General features: G+C 43.0%; 20 protein-coding genes and 1 other annotated feature. Of the genes, 12 read left to right on the top strand and 8 right to left on the bottom strand.

Features of this window, described 5'->3' with window-relative positions:
* Nucleotides 1–18 precede the first annotated feature (18 nt).
* Nucleotides 19–849 carry a pyrroline-5-carboxylate reductase gene (proC, locus tag A361_RS19975; RefSeq protein ID WP_019380214.1) on the bottom strand — a complete coding sequence of 277 codons (831 nt, stop codon included), beginning with the start codon at nucleotides 847–849 and terminating at the stop codon, nucleotides 19–21.
* A gap of 67 nt (nucleotides 850–916) precedes the next feature.
* Nucleotides 917–1165: a binding site (T-box leader), on the bottom strand.
* Between the two features lie 360 nt (nucleotides 1166–1525).
* Between proC and A361_RS19970 the strand changes: the two genes are divergently transcribed.
* Both A361_RS19970 and A361_RS19965 read left to right on the top strand, forming a co-directional pair.
* Nucleotides 1526–2500 carry an MBL fold metallo-hydrolase gene (locus tag A361_RS19970; protein WP_019380216.1) on the top strand — a complete coding sequence of 325 codons (975 nt, stop codon included), beginning with the start codon at nucleotides 1526–1528 and terminating at the stop codon, nucleotides 2498–2500.
* A 1-nt stretch (nucleotide 2501) separates the two neighbouring features.
* Nucleotides 2502–3296 carry an SDR family NAD(P)-dependent oxidoreductase gene (locus A361_RS19965; RefSeq protein WP_009332852.1) on the top strand — a complete coding sequence of 265 codons (795 nt, stop codon included), beginning with the start codon at nucleotides 2502–2504 and terminating at the stop codon, nucleotides 3294–3296.
* Between the two features lie 55 nt (nucleotides 3297–3351).
* Here A361_RS19965 and A361_RS29520 read toward each other — a convergent pair.
* Both A361_RS29520 and A361_RS19950 read right to left on the bottom strand, forming a co-directional pair.
* Nucleotides 3352–4685 (bottom strand): IS3 family transposase gene (locus A361_RS29520; RefSeq protein ID WP_099049178.1). Its coding sequence is split into 2 segments (ribosomal slippage): nucleotides 3352–4313 and nucleotides 4313–4685, totalling 1335 coding nucleotides; the frame shifts between segments, so codons are not numbered across the junction.
* A gap of 120 nt (nucleotides 4686–4805) precedes the next feature.
* A complete protein-coding gene (locus A361_RS19950; RefSeq protein ID WP_009332851.1) occupies nucleotides 4806–5012 on the bottom strand; it encodes a YqzH family protein in 207 nt (68 codons plus the stop codon).
* A gap of 239 nt (nucleotides 5013–5251) precedes the next feature.
* On the opposite strand from A361_RS19950, the gene A361_RS19945 reads away from it, so the two are divergent.
* The 3 genes from A361_RS19945 to A361_RS30595 all read left to right on the top strand — a co-directional run bounded on the left by A361_RS19945 (nucleotide 5252) and on the right by A361_RS30595 (nucleotide 7099).
* Nucleotides 5252–6511 (top strand): DNA polymerase thumb domain-containing protein, encoded by a 1260-nt coding sequence (locus tag A361_RS19945; RefSeq protein ID WP_009332850.1) that lies wholly within the window; start codon nucleotides 5252–5254, stop codon nucleotides 6509–6511.
* Between the two features lie 14 nt (nucleotides 6512–6525).
* On the top strand, nucleotides 6526–6861 hold the full coding sequence (locus tag A361_RS19940) for a YolD-like family protein (protein WP_019380329.1): 336 nt from the start codon (nucleotides 6526–6528) through the stop codon (nucleotides 6859–6861).
* Nucleotides 6862–6940: 79 nt separating this feature from the next.
* Nucleotides 6941–7099, top strand: a complete 159-nt coding sequence (locus A361_RS30595) for a hypothetical protein (RefSeq protein WP_019380330.1) — start codon at nucleotides 6941–6943, stop codon at nucleotides 7097–7099.
* Nucleotides 7100–7118: 19 nt separating this feature from the next.
* Here A361_RS30595 and A361_RS19935 read toward each other — a convergent pair whose 3' ends face one another.
* Nucleotides 7119–7337: a CDGSH iron-sulfur domain-containing protein gene (locus A361_RS19935; RefSeq protein WP_009332847.1), complete on the bottom strand. Its 219-nt coding sequence runs from the start codon at nucleotides 7335–7337 to the stop codon at nucleotides 7119–7121.
* Between the two features lie 114 nt (nucleotides 7338–7451).
* Here A361_RS19935 and A361_RS19930 point away from each other — a divergent pair, with 114 nt between their 5' ends.
* Together A361_RS19930 and A361_RS19925 are read left to right on the top strand one after the other, a co-directional pair.
* Entirely contained in the window at nucleotides 7452–7778 is a 327-nt protein-coding gene (locus tag A361_RS19930) for an iron-sulfur cluster biosynthesis family protein (protein ID WP_009332846.1), read from the top strand.
* A 191-nt stretch (nucleotides 7779–7969) separates the two neighbouring features.
* Nucleotides 7970–8506, top strand: a complete 537-nt coding sequence (locus tag A361_RS19925; protein WP_009332845.1) for a hypothetical protein — start codon at nucleotides 7970–7972, stop codon at nucleotides 8504–8506.
* A 45-nt stretch (nucleotides 8507–8551) separates the two neighbouring features.
* Here A361_RS19925 and A361_RS19920 read toward each other — a convergent pair whose 3' ends face one another.
* The 3 genes from A361_RS19920 to A361_RS19915 form a co-directional block, all read right to left on the bottom strand.
* Nucleotides 8552–9478 carry an alpha/beta hydrolase gene (locus A361_RS19920; RefSeq protein WP_009332844.1) on the bottom strand — a complete coding sequence of 309 codons (927 nt, stop codon included), beginning with the start codon at nucleotides 9476–9478 and terminating at the stop codon, nucleotides 8552–8554.
* A gap of 124 nt (nucleotides 9479–9602) precedes the next feature.
* Nucleotides 9603–9734, bottom strand: coding sequence for a hypothetical protein (locus tag A361_RS31300; RefSeq protein WP_019380331.1), 132 nt, complete (start codon nucleotides 9732–9734; stop codon nucleotides 9603–9605).
* 117 nt (nucleotides 9735–9851) lie between these two features.
* Complete coding sequence (locus tag A361_RS19915) at nucleotides 9852–10760, bottom strand: hydroxymethylglutaryl-CoA lyase (protein WP_019380332.1); 909 nt, start codon at nucleotides 10758–10760, stop codon at nucleotides 9852–9854.
* Nucleotides 10761–10952: 192 nt separating this feature from the next.
* Between A361_RS19915 and A361_RS19910 the strand changes: the two genes are divergently transcribed.
* The 5 genes from A361_RS19910 (at nucleotide 10953) to A361_RS19890 (ending at nucleotide 14522) form a co-directional block, all read left to right on the top strand.
* On the top strand, nucleotides 10953–12140 hold the full coding sequence (locus A361_RS19910; RefSeq protein ID WP_019380333.1) for an acetyl-CoA C-acetyltransferase: 1188 nt from the start codon (nucleotides 10953–10955) through the stop codon (nucleotides 12138–12140).
* A gap of 61 nt (nucleotides 12141–12201) precedes the next feature.
* Nucleotides 12202–12891, top strand: coding sequence for a CoA transferase subunit A (locus A361_RS19905; RefSeq protein ID WP_019380334.1), 690 nt, complete (start codon nucleotides 12202–12204; stop codon nucleotides 12889–12891).
* A gap of 24 nt (nucleotides 12892–12915) precedes the next feature.
* Nucleotides 12916–13584: a CoA transferase subunit B gene (locus A361_RS19900; RefSeq protein ID WP_009332840.1), complete on the top strand. Its 669-nt coding sequence runs from the start codon at nucleotides 12916–12918 to the stop codon at nucleotides 13582–13584.
* A 243-nt stretch (nucleotides 13585–13827) separates the two neighbouring features.
* On the top strand, nucleotides 13828–14199 hold the full coding sequence (locus A361_RS19895; RefSeq protein ID WP_019380335.1) for a VOC family protein: 372 nt from the start codon (nucleotides 13828–13830) through the stop codon (nucleotides 14197–14199).
* 77 nt (nucleotides 14200–14276) lie between these two features.
* Nucleotides 14277–14522 (top strand): YqkE family protein, encoded by a 246-nt coding sequence (locus tag A361_RS19890; RefSeq protein ID WP_009332838.1) that lies wholly within the window; start codon nucleotides 14277–14279, stop codon nucleotides 14520–14522.
* Between the two features lie 163 nt (nucleotides 14523–14685).
* Here the strand turns inward: A361_RS19890 and A361_RS19885 are convergent, their stop codons facing one another.
* Nucleotides 14686–15609, bottom strand: coding sequence for an aldo/keto reductase (locus A361_RS19885; protein WP_009332837.1), 924 nt, complete (start codon nucleotides 15607–15609; stop codon nucleotides 14686–14688).
* Between the last annotated feature and the right edge of the window lie 54 nt (nucleotides 15610–15663).

Genomic DNA, 15663 nt, shown 5'->3' with positions numbered 1-15663 from the left:
CAGGGGAGATGCCCCTAGCTAAATTTTCACTGTGCTGCTGAAGCTTTGGCCAAGCCGTCTGGATTGGGCTGTCGCTTCCTTGATGCATTCAATAAAGGCTCGCTGCACCCCGTTTGCTTCAAGCACTTTTACACCTGCTTCTGTGGTGCCGCCGGGGCTTGTTACTTCCTTCCTAAGCTGCTGAGGATCCTTGGCCGACCTGGCCAGCATTTCGGCTGCCCCGATGAGGGTTTGGATGATGAATTCTTTCGCCATCTCCTTTTCGAGCCCGATTTCTTCCGCGCTTTTTTCCATGGCTTCTGCAAGATAATAAATATACGCTGGTCCGCTGCCTGACAGACCTGTCACGGCATCGAGCTGACGTTCCTCAACAAACGCTGACTTTCCCACTGTATCAAAAATGCCTCTTACTGCTTCCATCTGTTCTTTGGTCACTCTTTCATTAGCCGATAAGGCGCTCGCTGACTTTCCGACGGCTGCCGATGTATTCGGCATGGCTCTCACGACTGGCAGCTTTTTTTCCGCCAATAGTTCAATGCTTTCGATTGAAACGCCTGCCAGAACAGAAATGATCAGCATATCTTCCTGTAAATAAGGTTTTATTAGAGTAATGGCATCCGCTGCATCTTTTGGCTTCATCGCTAAAATAACCGTTTCAGCCCCCCTGAACAGTTCACTGTGATTATAAGTTGTCTGAACGCCATAGGCTTTTTGCATGGATTGCAGCTTTTCCCTGCTGCATTTGTTTGTGACCCAAATATTGCTGCCGGTTATGAGCCGGCTTTCAATCATTCCTGATATTAACGCTTCTGCCATTGATCCTGCTCCAACAATAACTAATTTTTTCATTTGCTGTTATTCCTCCTTTATTGATCCAAATGCCGGCTGACTAAAATAAAAAAAGCCTTTCCATCCAGTAAAGGACGAAAAGACTATGCTTCCGCGGTACCACCTTCATTGCCTTTCCTTCTGAGTGCAGCATGCCTGCTGCATCCGCTGTCTTTGAAAAGGCATCTCGATCCCGATAACGCCGGGGGTGCGTTTAGGTTTTCCTAACAGCTCATAAGGCAGGTTCAATGGTCAAGTGGACTGTGAAGCCTTTCAGCCGCTGAGCTTCACTCTCTTTCGCCGTTTTCCATTTACTAATCTTATTCATCGCTATTTTCCTGCTGTCCAATAGTGCAGCTTGGTTTGTGAAATCAAATTTTAATTGTGATTATGCAAGAAGACACGCTTATTTGTCAAGCAGTATTTTCCTAAAAAATATTAATAATGTGCAAAAGTTATGTGAAAATAATGACAATTGATAAAAAGAACGGTACACTTATTTTTATATATGAAGATTTCTAAATTATGTTATGGAATTTCGGTAATTTGTACGCATGGCAAATGCTGATATTTTAAGGGTAAAACAAGTTGGTTTATCTAAAGGGCATATGGACTGTATGACTTGGATGGCCTGCGGAAGTATATAAAAAAACAGCTTTATTTTATTTAAATATAGTGATTTAGGGGGATTGTTAAAATGGCAAATTGGAAGAATGGAATTGCAAAGCTTGTTATCCCGACACCTTTTCCTGTCGGTGACGTTAATGTATATGCAGTGAAAGGGGAAAAGCTGACTCTTGTTGATGCCGGCCCTAAAACGGATGAAGCATGGGAAGCCTTAAAATCCCAGCTTAAAGAGCTGAATTTAACTCCCGGTGATTTTGAACAGGTTGTCCTCACACATCATCATCCCGATCATGCCGGGCTGCTTGACTTTTTCCCTGATAATCTCGATTTGTTCGGGCACCGGGTTAACCAAAGGTGGCTGTCCCGGACGGACCAATTTCTAAAATTTCATGATGAATTTTACATAAAACTGTTCAATGAATTTGGGATTCCTGAAAGTTATTTTTCCTTTATAAATAAGATGAAAAAGACTCTGCGCTATTCCTGCAATCGTACTCTGACGGGCGAACTGGAGGAAGGCAGGCAGCCTGAAGGGCTGGACGATTGGACGGTAATGGAGACACCCGGGCATGCACAGAGCCATATAGGTTTGTTCAGGGAGAAAGATGGTGTATTTCTTGGAGGAGACCATTTGCTTGCACACATTTCTCCTAATCCCATCCTGGAGCCGCCGCTTCCCGGCAATACGGAACGGCCAAAGCCGCAGATTCAGTATAATGAGTCGCTGAAAAAGCTGCAGCAGCTTCCAATATCCCTTTTTTACTCTGGACATGGCGAGGATATTACAAATGTGAATGAGTTAATAAACGAAAGGCTTGGCCGGCAGCATGAGCGGGCAATGAAAGTAAAGGCATGGCTCGAGTCCGAATCGCTCACTGTTTTTGAAGTGTGCCGCCGCCTTTTTCCGAAAGTTTATGAGAAGGAGCTTTCCCTGACGATTTCCGAAACGGTTGCTCAGCTTGACTATTTACATTCAATAGGAGAGATTTATATAAATAAAGAGGAGGAAGCATTCTTGTATTCCGCATCAAAAGAGGTGGTTTGATTTGTCAGACAGATTAAAGAATAAAAATGTGATTATTACAGGTGCATCCGGAGGGATCGGGGCCCAGATGGCTGTCCTTTGTGCCGAGAGGGGAGCGAACCTTGTCCTTCTTGCCCGCAGTTTTGACAAATTGCAGGAACTGCAGGCAGATTTGCTGAGGCGTTTTTCAGTGGATGTTTACATACATAAACTTGATGTTTCGGACACTGACGAGGTCTCGGCTGTTTTTTCCGAGGTACTTGCCCGGTTTGATCATATAGATGTTCTTGTGAATAATGCCGGGTTCGGCGTTTTCCGGGAAGCGCATGAAGCAAACGTTGAAGAAATAAAGGGAATGTTTGATGTAAATGTAGTTGGTTTAATGGCTTGCACCAGCATGGTGCTGCCGGTGATGAGGAAGCAGAGGAGCGGCCATATTATCAACATCGCCTCACAGGCGGGCAAAATTGCCACACCGAAATCCAGTGTCTATTCCGCAACCAAGCATGCTGTTCTTGGCTATACGAACAGCCTTCGGATGGAGCTGGCTGACAGCAATGTCTTTGTGACTGCTGTTAATCCCGGACCGATTGAGACAAACTTCTTCAATATTGCCGATGAAAAAGGCACATATGTGAAAAATGTCAGCAAATTTATGCTTAAGCCCGAATATGTTGCGCTCAAGGTAGTTAATGCAATGCTCCGGCCGGTCAGGGAAATTAATCTTCCTCGGTGGATGAATGCGGGAAGCATCGTCTATACACTTTTTCCAGGGCTTTTCGAAAAAATTGGAAAACGTGCATTCAATCAGAAATGAAAAGAAGCCGGAGCAATTGAACTGTGCCCCGATTTACGGACAGTTTAAAAAGCGCCTATGCGGCTAGTAAATGGCCCCGGTATTGCTCCGGGGTCATTTTATTTAAGCCCCATTGATAACGATGCTGGTTATATTCCTCAATCACTCGATCCACTTCTTTTCTAACATCTCCTAAATTATCTAATGATTTATACTCTGCTAAATCCTTAAAGTGCCCAAAGAAACTTTCCATTGGTGCGTTATCCCAACAGTTTCCCTTTCGGGACATCGATTGTATTAAGCCAAGTTCTTTTACTTTGCTTTGGAATTGGGGATGGGTATAGTGGAAACCTTGGTCAGAGTGCAGTATGGCTTCTGGATGAAAATGATCGCCAACAGCTTGTTTTAACTTTTTAAGCGTCTTATATACAATATCCATTTCTAACGAAGTGGATAGATGATAAGCGACAATTTCTTTGGTAGCTCCATCTTTTACGCAGGATAAGTATGCTTTTTGTCCCTTTCCGAAATAGAGATAAGTAATGTCAGTAAGCAGGACTTTTCCTGGTTCTTCTTGATTAAATTCTCGGTTAAGGAGGTTGGGACAAGATCGATGCTCATGGGTTGCCTTAGCCATTTTACGATAAGGATTGGCTTTCCTTACTTTTGTTACAAGATTATATTTTGCCATCAGACGCCTAATCTTTTTGTGGTTCATTACCGATGAATAATCATTCTCCATAATCATTTTGATCTGGAGGACACCTACTTTTTCTTTTTTACTTATGAATATTTCTCGAATTAACTCTATATCCAATTGATCCTTCTCGTCACGTTGTGCCCGTAATTGCGCTGCCTTCAGCCAATCATAGTAGCCACTTCGACTTACGCCTGCCAGTTCACACAGGTAGGAAACAGATTTTTTCAACTGATATGTTCTGATGGTTTTCTCAATTAAAGAAAACTTCTCAGCTGCCGTTAGAATCGTTTCTTCATCAACGCCTGCCTTTCTAGTTCTTCCAGCTTTTTTAAGAAGTCATTCTCTGCCTCAAGGAATTTAATCCTTGCCTCAGCCTTCCTTAGTTTCTCCTCAATGGAAAGTTGTTTAGAAGAAGGACGTCCAGTGCTCCCTTTACCTCGACGTTCCGTAAGGAAACCTTCCTCCCCGAACCTTTCGAATGTTTCTCTCCAACGCTTAAGACAACGTTTTGGCTGTTCCTTGCCAATCATCTCGAGATCAAAGCCTTGTTCAATAAAGATTTGCGATGGTGTTTTCCCACTTTTGTACTCCGCCACTGCTTTTATCTTAAATTCAGAACTATAGGAGATTGACCTCTCAGAAGCCCTCAAAACATTAGGATTCTTTTCAAGCTCTTTCATTTGGAATTCATTATAGATATTCTTACTCATAAAAAATCCTCCGCCTTATTCATTAAAACTATTGAAACACAAAAAACCCCAGAAAGGGGCACTTTTTTATCAGTGTCCACTATCTAGGGTATAGTTCAATCGCTTTGGCTTCTTTTTCATTCAAAAATATGGTGAACCAGTAATATACCCGTATACCACATCATTTACTATTTCATGCAGCTCGCTGTCTGCTTCTTTATTTTTCTCCTCTATTACTTTATTGAATATCTCTGCAAATTCCCTGCTCTCAAACGAAATGGAATGGCTGTCCTCGTTATATTGCTTTAAACAGTTTTGAACCATTTTATATATCAGTTTTTTGTTCATTATTTTTGCACCTCAAGCTGATTATACTGGCTTCTGGTAATATCGGCACCTGGCAAAAGAACCTGTTTTAAGAAAAAACGCGTAAAATTTCCATTGAAACCGAACGCATATTCGCTTAATATAATGGGTATACATATATAGAACGGATGTTCTTGTTTGTTTTTATTGGATTCAGGAGCTGCCGGCCAGCATAAGCAGGTACGGCGCCTTGCGCTTTTCTGAAGGAGGATGTCGATGTCATGGTTGATTACAGCGCAATGCCGAATAATCAAATTTTGTGTGTTGATATGAAGAGCTTTTATGCAAGCTGTTCTGCTGTCATGCTTGGTCTGGATCCTCTTGATTGCTATCTTGTAATTGCCGGGAATGTGGAACGGAAGGGCAGCGTTGTTCTGGCTGCCTCTCCGCGAATGAAAAAAGAGTTTGGGATAAAGACAGGGGCCCGCCTTTTTGAGGTTCCAAATGATCCGCGCATTAGAATTGAGGAGCCGAAAATGGCGACTTATTTAAGAATCTCCACTGAAATCACCAGGGTGTTTAACCGTTATGTCCCCAAGGAAGCCATCCATACCTACAGTGTCGATGAAAGTTTTATAAAGGTAGACGGTGCAGTGCATCTCTGGGGTGATGCCCAGACAATTGCCTGGAAAATAAAAGATGATATTGAACGGGAATTTCAGCTCCCCTGTGCCATAGGAATAGGGCCTAATTTGCTTATGTCAAAGCTCTGCCTGGATCTTGAGGCGAAAAAAAAGGGGGTTGCTGAATGGACGTACGAAGATGTGAAAGCAAAGCTGTGGAATGTATCCCCTTTAAGGGAAATGTGGGGCATCGGCCGCCGTGTTGAAAAGACATTGAATGGAATGGGGATTTTTACAGTTGGACAGCTTGCCCGCTATGATCTGGCTAAGCTTGAAAAAAAGTTTGGGATTATGGGCAATCAGCTCTATCACCATGCATGGGGTATTGATCTGTCGGAAATAGGGGCACCGATCATGGAAGGGCAGATCAGCTTTGGGAAAAGCCAGATTTTACTGAGGGATTATAAAGAGGAAAAGGAAATTAAGCATGTGGTCCTTGAGATGTGTGAGGAAGTGGCAAGAAGGGCCCGCAGCCACCGCAAAGCCGGAAGGACCATCAGTTTTGGCCTTGGCTACAGCCAGGATGAATTTGGAGGAGGCTTTTACCGCTCAAGGACAGTTGACCAGCCAACCAATATTACGATGGATCTTTATCGCGTTTGCCTCGAGCTTTTTGACGAGAATTATGAGGGCAAAACAGTGCGTCAGATTTCCATTTCCCTCGGCAATATTACGGATGACAGCGAAATGCAGCTGAATCTGTTCGATTTGGATGGCTGGAAAAAAAGGGAGCTCGGCTACACAGTGGACCGGATCCGCTCCAAGTTTGGAGGAGGAGCTTTGCTAAGAGCCGTCTCTTATACAAGCGCAGGAACCGCCAAGCACCGTGCGACATTGGTTGGCGGCCATAAAATGTAAAAGGGGGTCAGCTCATGATTCGCGATCGGGGCAGAATAAAATGGACTTCTATGATGCTGCCGGAACATGTAAAGCTCTTGAGAGACTGGGCAGAGGAAGATACGTACGAGCAAAAGCGGGAATTGGATGAGCAGAAATTTGAATATATGAATGAAATTCTTTCGGAGGCAATGGAATTTCAAAAAAGCGTTACACTTACTCATTACAGGAGCAGAAATTATGAACTGGTCATCGGGAGCATCCATTACTGGGATGAACTTGGCCAAAAGCTTCATATTGTTGATCGATTTGGGGAGATTCACCGTATTTCCATTAACGCTATAGCGGATGCGCGGTTCACGGAAGAATAGAGCTGTCTGAACTGGATGAAATTAAAACGGGTAGTTTTTGGGCGCGGGAAGCACCTTAACAGCAGGGGGTGTAAGAAATATGCCTAGAGGAAAAGAACTGGAACAGCTGCCGATGGCTAATATCGCACCAGGGGCAGGAGAAGACAGTACGGACAGGGACCGGGAAATGCTACAGGGGATTGTACAGGATGAAAGAGCAACACCCGCAGGAATAAAAAATGAAAAAAAACGGGGATGACTGTCCCCGTTTTCCACCCTTATTGCTTGTCGTCGAGAGCTTTCTCCGCACGGACACAGGATTGGAAAGTTCCTTTATGAGTGCCGTCACAAAATGGGATTTTTTGGGACCTCCCGCAGCGGCAAAGGGAGAAGGTTTGTTTTGTTTCAAATTTATTGCCATCCATATCAATTAACTCTACATCACCTGTTACACGCAGCGATCCATTATCCATTACTTTAATCTGCGCCTTTGACATATCCAATCATCCTTTCACATTTTGGTGGCTGAATAAGCAACTGTCTCTTTCAGAAGCATGTTATTCCTATCTGTGTTAAAATACAGCATATGCAAAGGGGAGGTAGTTTTAAACATGGAAATTGCATTAACTGAATTGGCGGCTGAAAAATTGTCCGAACGGATTGCCGGCAAAGATGGATTCATAAAACTAAAGTATGATATAGATGGCTGCGGCTGTGTAGTAAGCGGGGTAACGGCTCTCTGGCTTGTTAATGACCTGGATGAAGATGACAGGGAAATTAAAACGAACGCTGGCAGCATATATGCGGAAAAATCAAAGGAAGTATTTTTGGATGACGATTTAACAATAGACTTTTCAGTGAAAGCAAATTGCTTTCAGTTAAAAAGCCCAAATCAGTATTTAAACCCTAGGATGAGCTTTATTGATAAAACAAAATAATGATGTAGCAGGCGGCCGCTGAGGGAAGGCGGTCTTTTTTAATAGGTTACATAGGTAAAAATACCCTTCCAAAATTCTGGAAAATAAGGTTTTAATATATTAGTAAAAGGTTACAGGCTAAATAGAATAACAATAACAAAGATGTTTTGTCATTATTGGTGAAGAGAGAGTGCTGATGGGGGGAGATTCGAATGAAGCAGAAGTTATTTTTGCTGGCGGCAGCTTTCCTGATGCTGTCAGGGTGCAGTACAGCAACAATGGGCCAGGCGATTGATGATGGAATTCCATTCAACGTAAAAGAAGTCTTACATAAAGAAAAAGTAAAAGATGGAGTCATACTGCTGTATTTAACGCAGCAGAATGATGGACAAAACGAGGTCGAGGCCATGGCGGCTGCCTATTTGAAGGGCAGTGACAAAAAAGGCTGGAAAAATGAAGGCCATAACCATTGGGAATATTATGAGAATGAACATATGACCGTTTATAAAGATACTTTTTATGATTACGATAAGGAAGGTAAATTAGAAAACAGATTACCGATTATTTTTGGCGAGATTCAGAGCGGAGATATAAAAAAAGTAGAGGTGGCCGGCAAGGAAGAGAAATTTGAAGAAGCGGCTATTATTAAAAAAGAAAACAAACGCTATTATTTTAAAATGGGAGATTTTCATACTGCAAGAGGGCTGTCGGCAGAGGGCAAGGAAATCATAAAGAAAAAGAAAAATTAGAGGATCCTATATGAAGCAGCTGGCTCACATTGAAGCCAGCTGTTTCTATTGTGATAAAGTATCTTTGCTGCTGACATACTGATCCAAAAACTCGTCGATGACTTTTTCATAATCTTCTCTGTTTTCATTGAAGGATTGGGCATGGATTCCATTGACAGCAAGGTAAAGTTGTTTAGGGCCTTTTTTCTTCTCGTATAAAGCCTCGGACATGGTCGGCAAAATAAAATCATCTTTTTCACTGTGTATGAACAGGATGGGTTTCTTTATATTTTCAATTACAGAAATAGGCGATACATCTGCGATGGAGTATTTCTCACGCATCCGCAGAAATAGATCGGCAACAGGCAAAAAGAGCTTTGGAGACAGCCTCATTTCTGCTTTCAGACGGTAAGCCAGCTGCTCTTTAAAGTCTGAAAAAGGGCAATCGGCGATGTAAAAGTCGGCACCGTCTTCGAGCATTCCCGCATAGAGGATCATTGTAGCAGCTCCCATGCTTTCGCCATGAATGCCAATCTGAATAGTTGGCCCTTTTTCCGCTTTAAGCCAATCAATAATTGCTTTTAAATCAAACTTTTCATAATGTCCGTAACTTGTCGTTCTTCCTCCGGATTCTCCGTGGCGGCGATGATCATAGATAACCGCATTAAATCCCCGATCTAAAAAAAGGTTCATATATTTAATCGAGTTCATTTTATTTTCCGTAACCCCGTGGGAAATAACAATATAGCGACTATTTTTATGCGGTTCGACAGCCACAGCTTTTAAGTTATAGCCAAATGGGGAGGGAATAAGCACTTCTCTTTTTGGCAGGCTTTCATACTTGATAAGATCAAGTCTGCCGGACTCCTTCTCCCTTTCTAAAATAAAGTCATCTTCCTTCTTTCTCATAAACATAAGCCTATTGGTAAAATAGACGCCGAGTGATGAAAGAAAGAGTACGATGGAAAATAAATAACGTAAAAACCTTCTCAAACCCATCCCTCCATCTTTTTTCTTTATTTTACCATTCCGGATAAAATTAAAACAGAGATGTGAGCCGGGACATGCAGAAATTTCAGAAGGAATCTCGGCATGAAAAAAGCCGCTTTTCGGCGGCTTATTGCTTTGCGTTTTGTCTTTTAGTTGGATGAATTGCCTTTTCTAAATCCTCGGCAGCAATCGTCTGGTTTACTGTATCGGAATTCGGCTTTCCCTTCTGGCTATATCCTTTATCGCGTTTTTGGCTCATCGGATAATCCCCCTTCTAATAGGCTTCAGCTGATTTGAGTTCGTCAGCTGCTTTAGCAGTTGCTTTCATCTAATAAGATGCTATAAGAAAGGGCGTATTATTCATCTTAAGAAGCTGCTATTGAACAGTTTGAGCGTTCAGCCTGAAATAGGTGCTTTCAATCGGCCTGGAAAGATGAGGCTGAACAATTTTTACCGCTTCAAGTAATTGATCAAGATTAACATTGGTTTCAATTCCCATACGCTCTAGCATATACACAACATCTTCAGTTGCCGCATTGCCTGCAGCGCCCGGGGCAAATGGGCATCCGCCAAGTCCTCCGGCGGAAGTATCAAAGCGGTCGACACCTGCCTGTAAGGCTGCAAAAATATTAGTGAGGGCCATTTTTCTTGTGTCATGGAAATGTGCAGTCAGCAGGGTAGTTGGAAACTCTTCTTTTAAACGGGAAAAAAGCCCGTGCGATTCATGGGGAGCAGCCATCCCGATTGTATCTGCCACGCTTAATTCATCAGCCCCTGCGTCAACAAATTGACGGCATAGCCCAACTGTATCTTCAGGGTCGATTGCTCCTTCATACGGACAATGAAATGCCGTAGAGATGCAGGCGCGGACAAAGTAACCTTTCTCCTTCAGTTCTCCGATAATCGGCTTTAGTTCATCCATGCTTTCCTGAGTGGATTTATTAATATTTTTCTTATTAAATGTATTGCTTACACCGACGAAAACGGCAACGGCCCGGCATTCAGTCATATATACCCTTTCAATGCCCTTGCGGTTTGGGGCCAGCACGATATCCCTTGTATTTGCATCAAGGCAATCTGCCGTAATTTCAGCTGCATCCCCCATCTGCGGAACCCACTTAGGAGACACAAATGAAGTAAGCTCCAATTCTGTTAATCCTGCATTTTTTAAACTTCTAATAAAGTCTTTCTTGACTTCGGTGGGTACAAAGGACTTTTCATTTTGAAGTCCATCCCGAGGACCCACTTCAATGATGGTTACTTTATTTGGAATTGCAAGCGTCATGTTTTCCTCTCCCGTTTCATATTTTAGATTGTGCCTGGTAAGCGCTTTCTCAAGTGTGTTAAATCCCTTGAATTTATTGTAGTAGGAAAGCATTTTTGATTGCAAGAATAATAAAAATTTTGACAAAATAAAAGGGATTTTGAGATCTTGGCACGAATATAAGCAGAGAGATGTTTTGAAAGGATGAGAGAGATGGCACAAACAGAAGTCGTAATAGTCAGCGCTGTCCGGACAGCAATCGGCAGTTTTAATGGAAGCCTTAAAGACGTATCAGCACCAGAGCTTGGGGCGATTGCGATAAAAGGCGCACTTGAAAAAGCAGGTGTAACACCGGATCAGATAGATGAAGTAATCCTGGGGAATGTCCTGCAGGCAGGTCTGGGACAGAATCCGGCAAGGCAGGCAGCTCTTAAAGCGGGCCTTCATGAAAGCGTTTCCGCAATGACGATTAATAAGGTCTGCGGTTCCGGGCTGAAAGCAGTTCATTTAGCTGCACAGGCCATTTTAGCCGGTGATGCAGAAGCGGTGATTGCTGGCGGCATGGAGAATATGAGTCAGGCTCCTTACATACTGAAAAATGCAAGAAATGGCTTTAAAATGGGAGATCAAAAGCTTATAGATTCGATGATATCAGACGGGCTCTGGTGTGCATTTAATGATTACCATATGGGAGTTACTGCTGAGAATCTCTGCTCTAAATACGAGCTGAGCCGGGAAGAACAGGACGAATTCGCAGCAGCCAGCCAGGAAAAGGCGGCAAAGGCAATTGAAGAAGGAAAATTCAATGATGAAATCGTTCCTGTGGAAATTCCTCAGCGAAAAGGGGATCCGATTGTTTTTAATACAGACGAGTATCCAAAAAAAGGGACGAATGCTGAAAAGCTCGCAGGCCTGCGCCCGGCGTTTAAGAAAGACGGCAGCGTAACAGCCGGTAATGCTTCCGGGATTAATGACGGTGCTGCGGTATTGCTTGTTATGAGCAAAAAGAAAGCAGATGCACTTGGACTTAAGCCATTAGTAACGATTAAAGGAAATGCAAGTGCAGGTGTGGATCCAAGCATCATGGGCATTGGCCCTGTTGCTGCGGTAAAAAAAGCTCTTGAAAAGGCTTCTGTTTCCATGGATGAATTGGAGCTTATTGAAGCAAACGAAGCATTTGCAGCCCAGTCGCTCGCAGTTGACAGGGAGCTTCGTTTTAACAAGGAGATTCTGAATGTAAATGGCGGGGCAATTGCGCTCGGACATCCAATCGGCGCAAGCGGTGCAAGAATTCTTGTAACTCTTATTCATGAGATGCAAAAAAGACAGGCGAAAAAAGGCCTTGCAACTCTATGCATCGGCGGTGGCCAGGGGGTAGCCACGGTGGTGGAGCTTGCATAGGAATATCGAAAATAAATGAAAAGCAAAAAAATTGAGTATTTCAATGAAAGGAGTGATTGAAGTGAAGAAAATTTGTACTTCCTTCAGTGAAGCAGTTCAGGAAATTCATGATGGCGCTGTCCTTATGGTTGGCGGCTTCGGTCTGTGCGGAATCCCTGAAAACCTTATTCTTGCTTTAGTTGATAAAGGGGTCAAGGACCTTACTGTCATTTCAAATAACTGCGGTGTTGATGATTGGGGGCTTGGGCTGCTATTAAAAAATAAACAGATTAAGAAAATGGTCGGTTCTTATGTCGGCGAAAACAAAGAGTTTGAGAGACAGGTTCTTTCAGGCGAAATTGAAGTAGAGCTGCTGCCTCAAGGAACGCTGGCGGAAAAAATTCGTGCAGGCGGTGCCGGCATTCCTGCTTTTTATACGCCGGCAGGAGTAGGCACACCGATTGCAGAGGGGAAAGAAACCAAGGTTTTTGACGGCAAGGAATATCTACTTGAAGAGGCACTGAAAGCAGACTTCAGCCTTGTAAGAGCATGGAAGGGCGATAAAATGGGCAATCTTGTATATCACAAAACTGCCCGGAACTTCAATCCGATGATTGCAGCAGCAGGCAAAGTGACAATTGCAGAAGTGGAGACACTTTATGAAATTGGTGAATTGGATCCTAACTATATTCATACGCCGAGCATCTATGTCCAGTCGCTGATTGAGGGAAAACAGGAAAAGCGCATTGAAAGACTGACTGTGAAGAAATAGATACGGACGGAAGGAGAGGGACTCATGAGTAACGATAAAGCAGCAGTCCGCGAGAAAATTGCCAGACGTGCTGAGAAAGAAATTGAAAATGGCTTTTACGTTAATTTGGGAATCGGCATGCCGACATTGGTTGCAAACTATATTTCTGATAATAAAGAAGTAGTCCTTCAATCTGAAAATGGATTACTGGGAATTGGACCATACCCTGCCGAAAGCGAAGTTGATCCGGATTTAATTAATGCAGGAAAAGAAACAGTTACCGCAATTTCGGGGGCCTCCTATTTTGATAGTGCTGAATCTTTTGCGATGATCAGGGGAGGCCATGTGAATATTGCCATTCTCGGCGGCATGGAGGTTTCTGAAAAAGGGGATCTGGCAAACTGGATGATTCCCGGGAAAATGATCAAGGGAATGGGCGGTGCAATGGATCTGGTTCATGGCGCCAATAAAATCATCGTCATCATGGACCACACCAATAAAAATGGAGATTCGAAAATCCTTAAAGAATGCAGCCTGCCTTTAACAGGAAAAAACGTTGTTGACCGCATTATAACTGAGCGGGCAGTCATCGATGTCACTGATTCTGGTTTGAAGCTTGTTGAAGTCGCTAAAGGCTTCACAATCGAGGACATAATCAATTCAACAGAACCTGAATTGCAAATTGATGAAAACGTTGTAACAGAAGCTTATTAATTTCTTTTGAAAAGTACAGCTGCATGCTGTGCTTTTCATTATTTTTGAATTGTTTTTAATAAATTTCAGTGTTTATATTTGCACATAACTCAATGTCCTGCGGGAGGAGGCTCTCGTTCCTCCCCGCGGGAAAGCTTGAGTGCCTGCAGCGGAAATCAACGGGCAGCATTCAAAAGTGCAAACAACTAATGAGAAATAGAAATAGGCCTCTTAATAAGAGGTTGAAAGAAAAGAGGAGAAAAAATGAGTTTTTCATTTAAAGGAATCGATCATATCCAGCTGGCAGCTCCAAAAGGCTGCGAGGATGCAGCGAGGAAATTTTACGGTGAGCAGCTTGGACTGAAGGAAATTCCCAAGCCTGAAAATCTTCAGAAGCGCGGTGGCTGCTGGTTTATATGCGGAGATCAGGAAATCCATATCGGGGTGCAGGAAGGCTTCCTACCGCCCAAAAAAGCCCACCCTGGATTCATTGTAGAAAACCTCGAAGACTTGAGAAGCAGTCTCCAAGAGCAGAAGATAGCTATAAAGGAAGAACCGCCAATAGAAGGAAGGAAGCGATTCTTTGTTGATGATCCATTCGGAAACAGAATTGAGTTCCTGGAGTATTTGTCGTAATAGCCATGCAGCCTGTTCCTTCATGAATAGAAAAATATGATATAATAAATGGCAAAATTAGTTGATGAGGGGATTATATGAAAAAGAAAAAACACCATTCCCAGCCTAAAAAAGACGATAAGCCAGTCACGCTTGGCGATATGCTAAACCAGGACTTAATGGAGCAATTAAAAGGGAAAAAGCAGGAATTAAAAGCTGCCGAAGATAAACAGAAGGAAGAAGATGAGCGCAAAAAAAGAGAGGAAAGAAGACTGCGCGAAAAAAATAAAAGTTTTGAAGAACTGCTTGGAGAAAGCGATCTTAACTGGAAAGAGTTCAAATAATAAGAAAAGCGGAAGGCGCACGCTTAGCAGCTTAGGCCCGAGAGCCGATGGTGCCTGAGCTGGACAGTTATCTAACTTCAGAAATTACATATTCTTATCTTTCAAAAAAAGAAGGGGCTGACTTTCCATCAGCCCCTTCTACTCTCATTATTACAAGCTATTATTATCGATGCTGCTCATATTTGTTTAGCTTGGCAATGGATTGAATAATAGTCAATTCATCTTTATTCAGGGGATTAGCTCTTATTGCTCTTGCATTTGCTCTAACTTGCTCTGCCTTGCTGGCACCTGCCGTCACGGAAGCGACAGCGGGATCCGCAAGATTATACTGAAATGCTATCTCAGTCATGGAGCGCTCATCCGAAATTTTTTCCCTGATGCTGGTAAGCGTTTCTTCCAATTCAGCATAGCTGTAATCCAAATAGCCTTTCTTTTTAACTGACTCCGTTGCCTTATACAGCATTTTGTCGCTGAGCAGACCTTTAGCGAGCGGACCTCTTGTAACCGCGCTGATGCCTTTTTGATTTAGAAGCGGTAAAGCTTCTTCTTCCGGTCGCCGATCTAGAATGCTGTATTGCATCATGACCGAAATGATGGAGGACTTTGAAGCATATTCACGGATCACATTTGGACGGATGGAGGATATGCCATATTGCCGGATGTATCCTTCTTCCTTCAGTTCCTCAAATGCTTCAATGGTTTCATCAATAGGATCTTCAATCGTGCCTCCATGAAGCTGATATAAATCAATATAGTCTGTGCCCAGCCTTTTTAAACTGTCCTTTACAGCTTCTTTGATGTGGCTTTTTGAGGGATCCCAGCTCCAGCCATCTTTATTATTATTCCAGCGGTTGCCGGCTTTGGTAGCAATGATAACCTGTTCCCGGACACTCTTTAAGGATTGTCCAACAAGCTTTTCATTTTCGCCAAAGTCATATAAGTCAGCTGTATCAAAATAATTGATTCCTTCCTCAAGGGCAGCTTCAATAATCTCCTGAGCCTGGGAAGGGTTGGTGCCAATTGACATGCAGCCCAGCCCAAGCTCGCTTACGTACAAGTCTGAGTTTCCAAGTCTTCTCTTTTTCAAGTACCCACCTCATTTGAGTGTTTTCTATAATTGTACATAAACAAATGAGGCATA

This window comes from Cytobacillus oceanisediminis 2691, assembly GCF_000294775.2.
In the GTDB taxonomy this organism is placed as follows: Bacteria; Bacillota; Bacilli; order Bacillales; family Cytobacillaceae; genus Cytobacillus; species Cytobacillus pseudoceanisediminis.
This window is presented reverse-complemented; position numbering and strand designations above follow the sequence as displayed.

Excerpts from the sequence above, each read along its gene's own strand:
- A361_RS30595 (WP_019380330.1), top strand. The coding sequence starts at position 6,941 with ATGCCTAGAGGAAAAGAACTGGAACAGCTGCCGATGGCTAATATCGCA.
- A361_RS31300 (WP_019380331.1), bottom strand. The coding sequence starts at position 9,734 with ATGAGCCAAAAACGCGATAAAGGATATAGCCAGAAGGGAAAGCCGAAT.
- A361_RS19970 (WP_019380216.1), top strand. The coding sequence starts at position 1,526 with ATGGCAAATTGGAAGAATGGAATTGCAAAGCTTGTTATCCCGACACCT.
- A361_RS19925 (WP_009332845.1), top strand. The coding sequence starts at position 7,970 with ATGAAGCAGAAGTTATTTTTGCTGGCGGCAGCTTTCCTGATGCTGTCA.
- A361_RS19935 (WP_009332847.1), bottom strand. The coding sequence starts at position 7,337 with ATGTCAAAGGCGCAGATTAAAGTAATGGATAATGGATCGCTGCGTGTA.
- A361_RS19895 (WP_019380335.1), top strand. The coding sequence starts at position 13,828 with ATGAGTTTTTCATTTAAAGGAATCGATCATATCCAGCTGGCAGCTCCA.
- A361_RS19945 (WP_009332850.1), top strand. The coding sequence starts at position 5,252 with ATGGTTGATTACAGCGCAATGCCGAATAATCAAATTTTGTGTGTTGAT.
- A361_RS19930 (WP_009332846.1), top strand. The coding sequence starts at position 7,452 with ATGGAAATTGCATTAACTGAATTGGCGGCTGAAAAATTGTCCGAACGG.
- A361_RS19940 (WP_019380329.1), top strand. The coding sequence starts at position 6,526 with ATGATTCGCGATCGGGGCAGAATAAAATGGACTTCTATGATGCTGCCG.
- A361_RS19915 (WP_019380332.1), bottom strand. The coding sequence starts at position 10,760 with ATGACGCTTGCAATTCCAAATAAAGTAACCATCATTGAAGTGGGTCCT.
- A361_RS19950 (WP_009332851.1), bottom strand. The coding sequence starts at position 5,012 with ATGAACAAAAAACTGATATATAAAATGGTTCAAAACTGTTTAAAGCAA.
- A361_RS19910 (WP_019380333.1), top strand. The coding sequence starts at position 10,953 with ATGGCACAAACAGAAGTCGTAATAGTCAGCGCTGTCCGGACAGCAATC.
- A361_RS19900 (WP_009332840.1), top strand. The coding sequence starts at position 12,916 with ATGAGTAACGATAAAGCAGCAGTCCGCGAGAAAATTGCCAGACGTGCT.
- A361_RS19890 (WP_009332838.1), top strand. The coding sequence starts at position 14,277 with ATGAAAAAGAAAAAACACCATTCCCAGCCTAAAAAAGACGATAAGCCA.
- proC (WP_019380214.1), bottom strand. The coding sequence starts at position 849 with ATGAAAAAATTAGTTATTGTTGGAGCAGGATCAATGGCAGAAGCGTTA.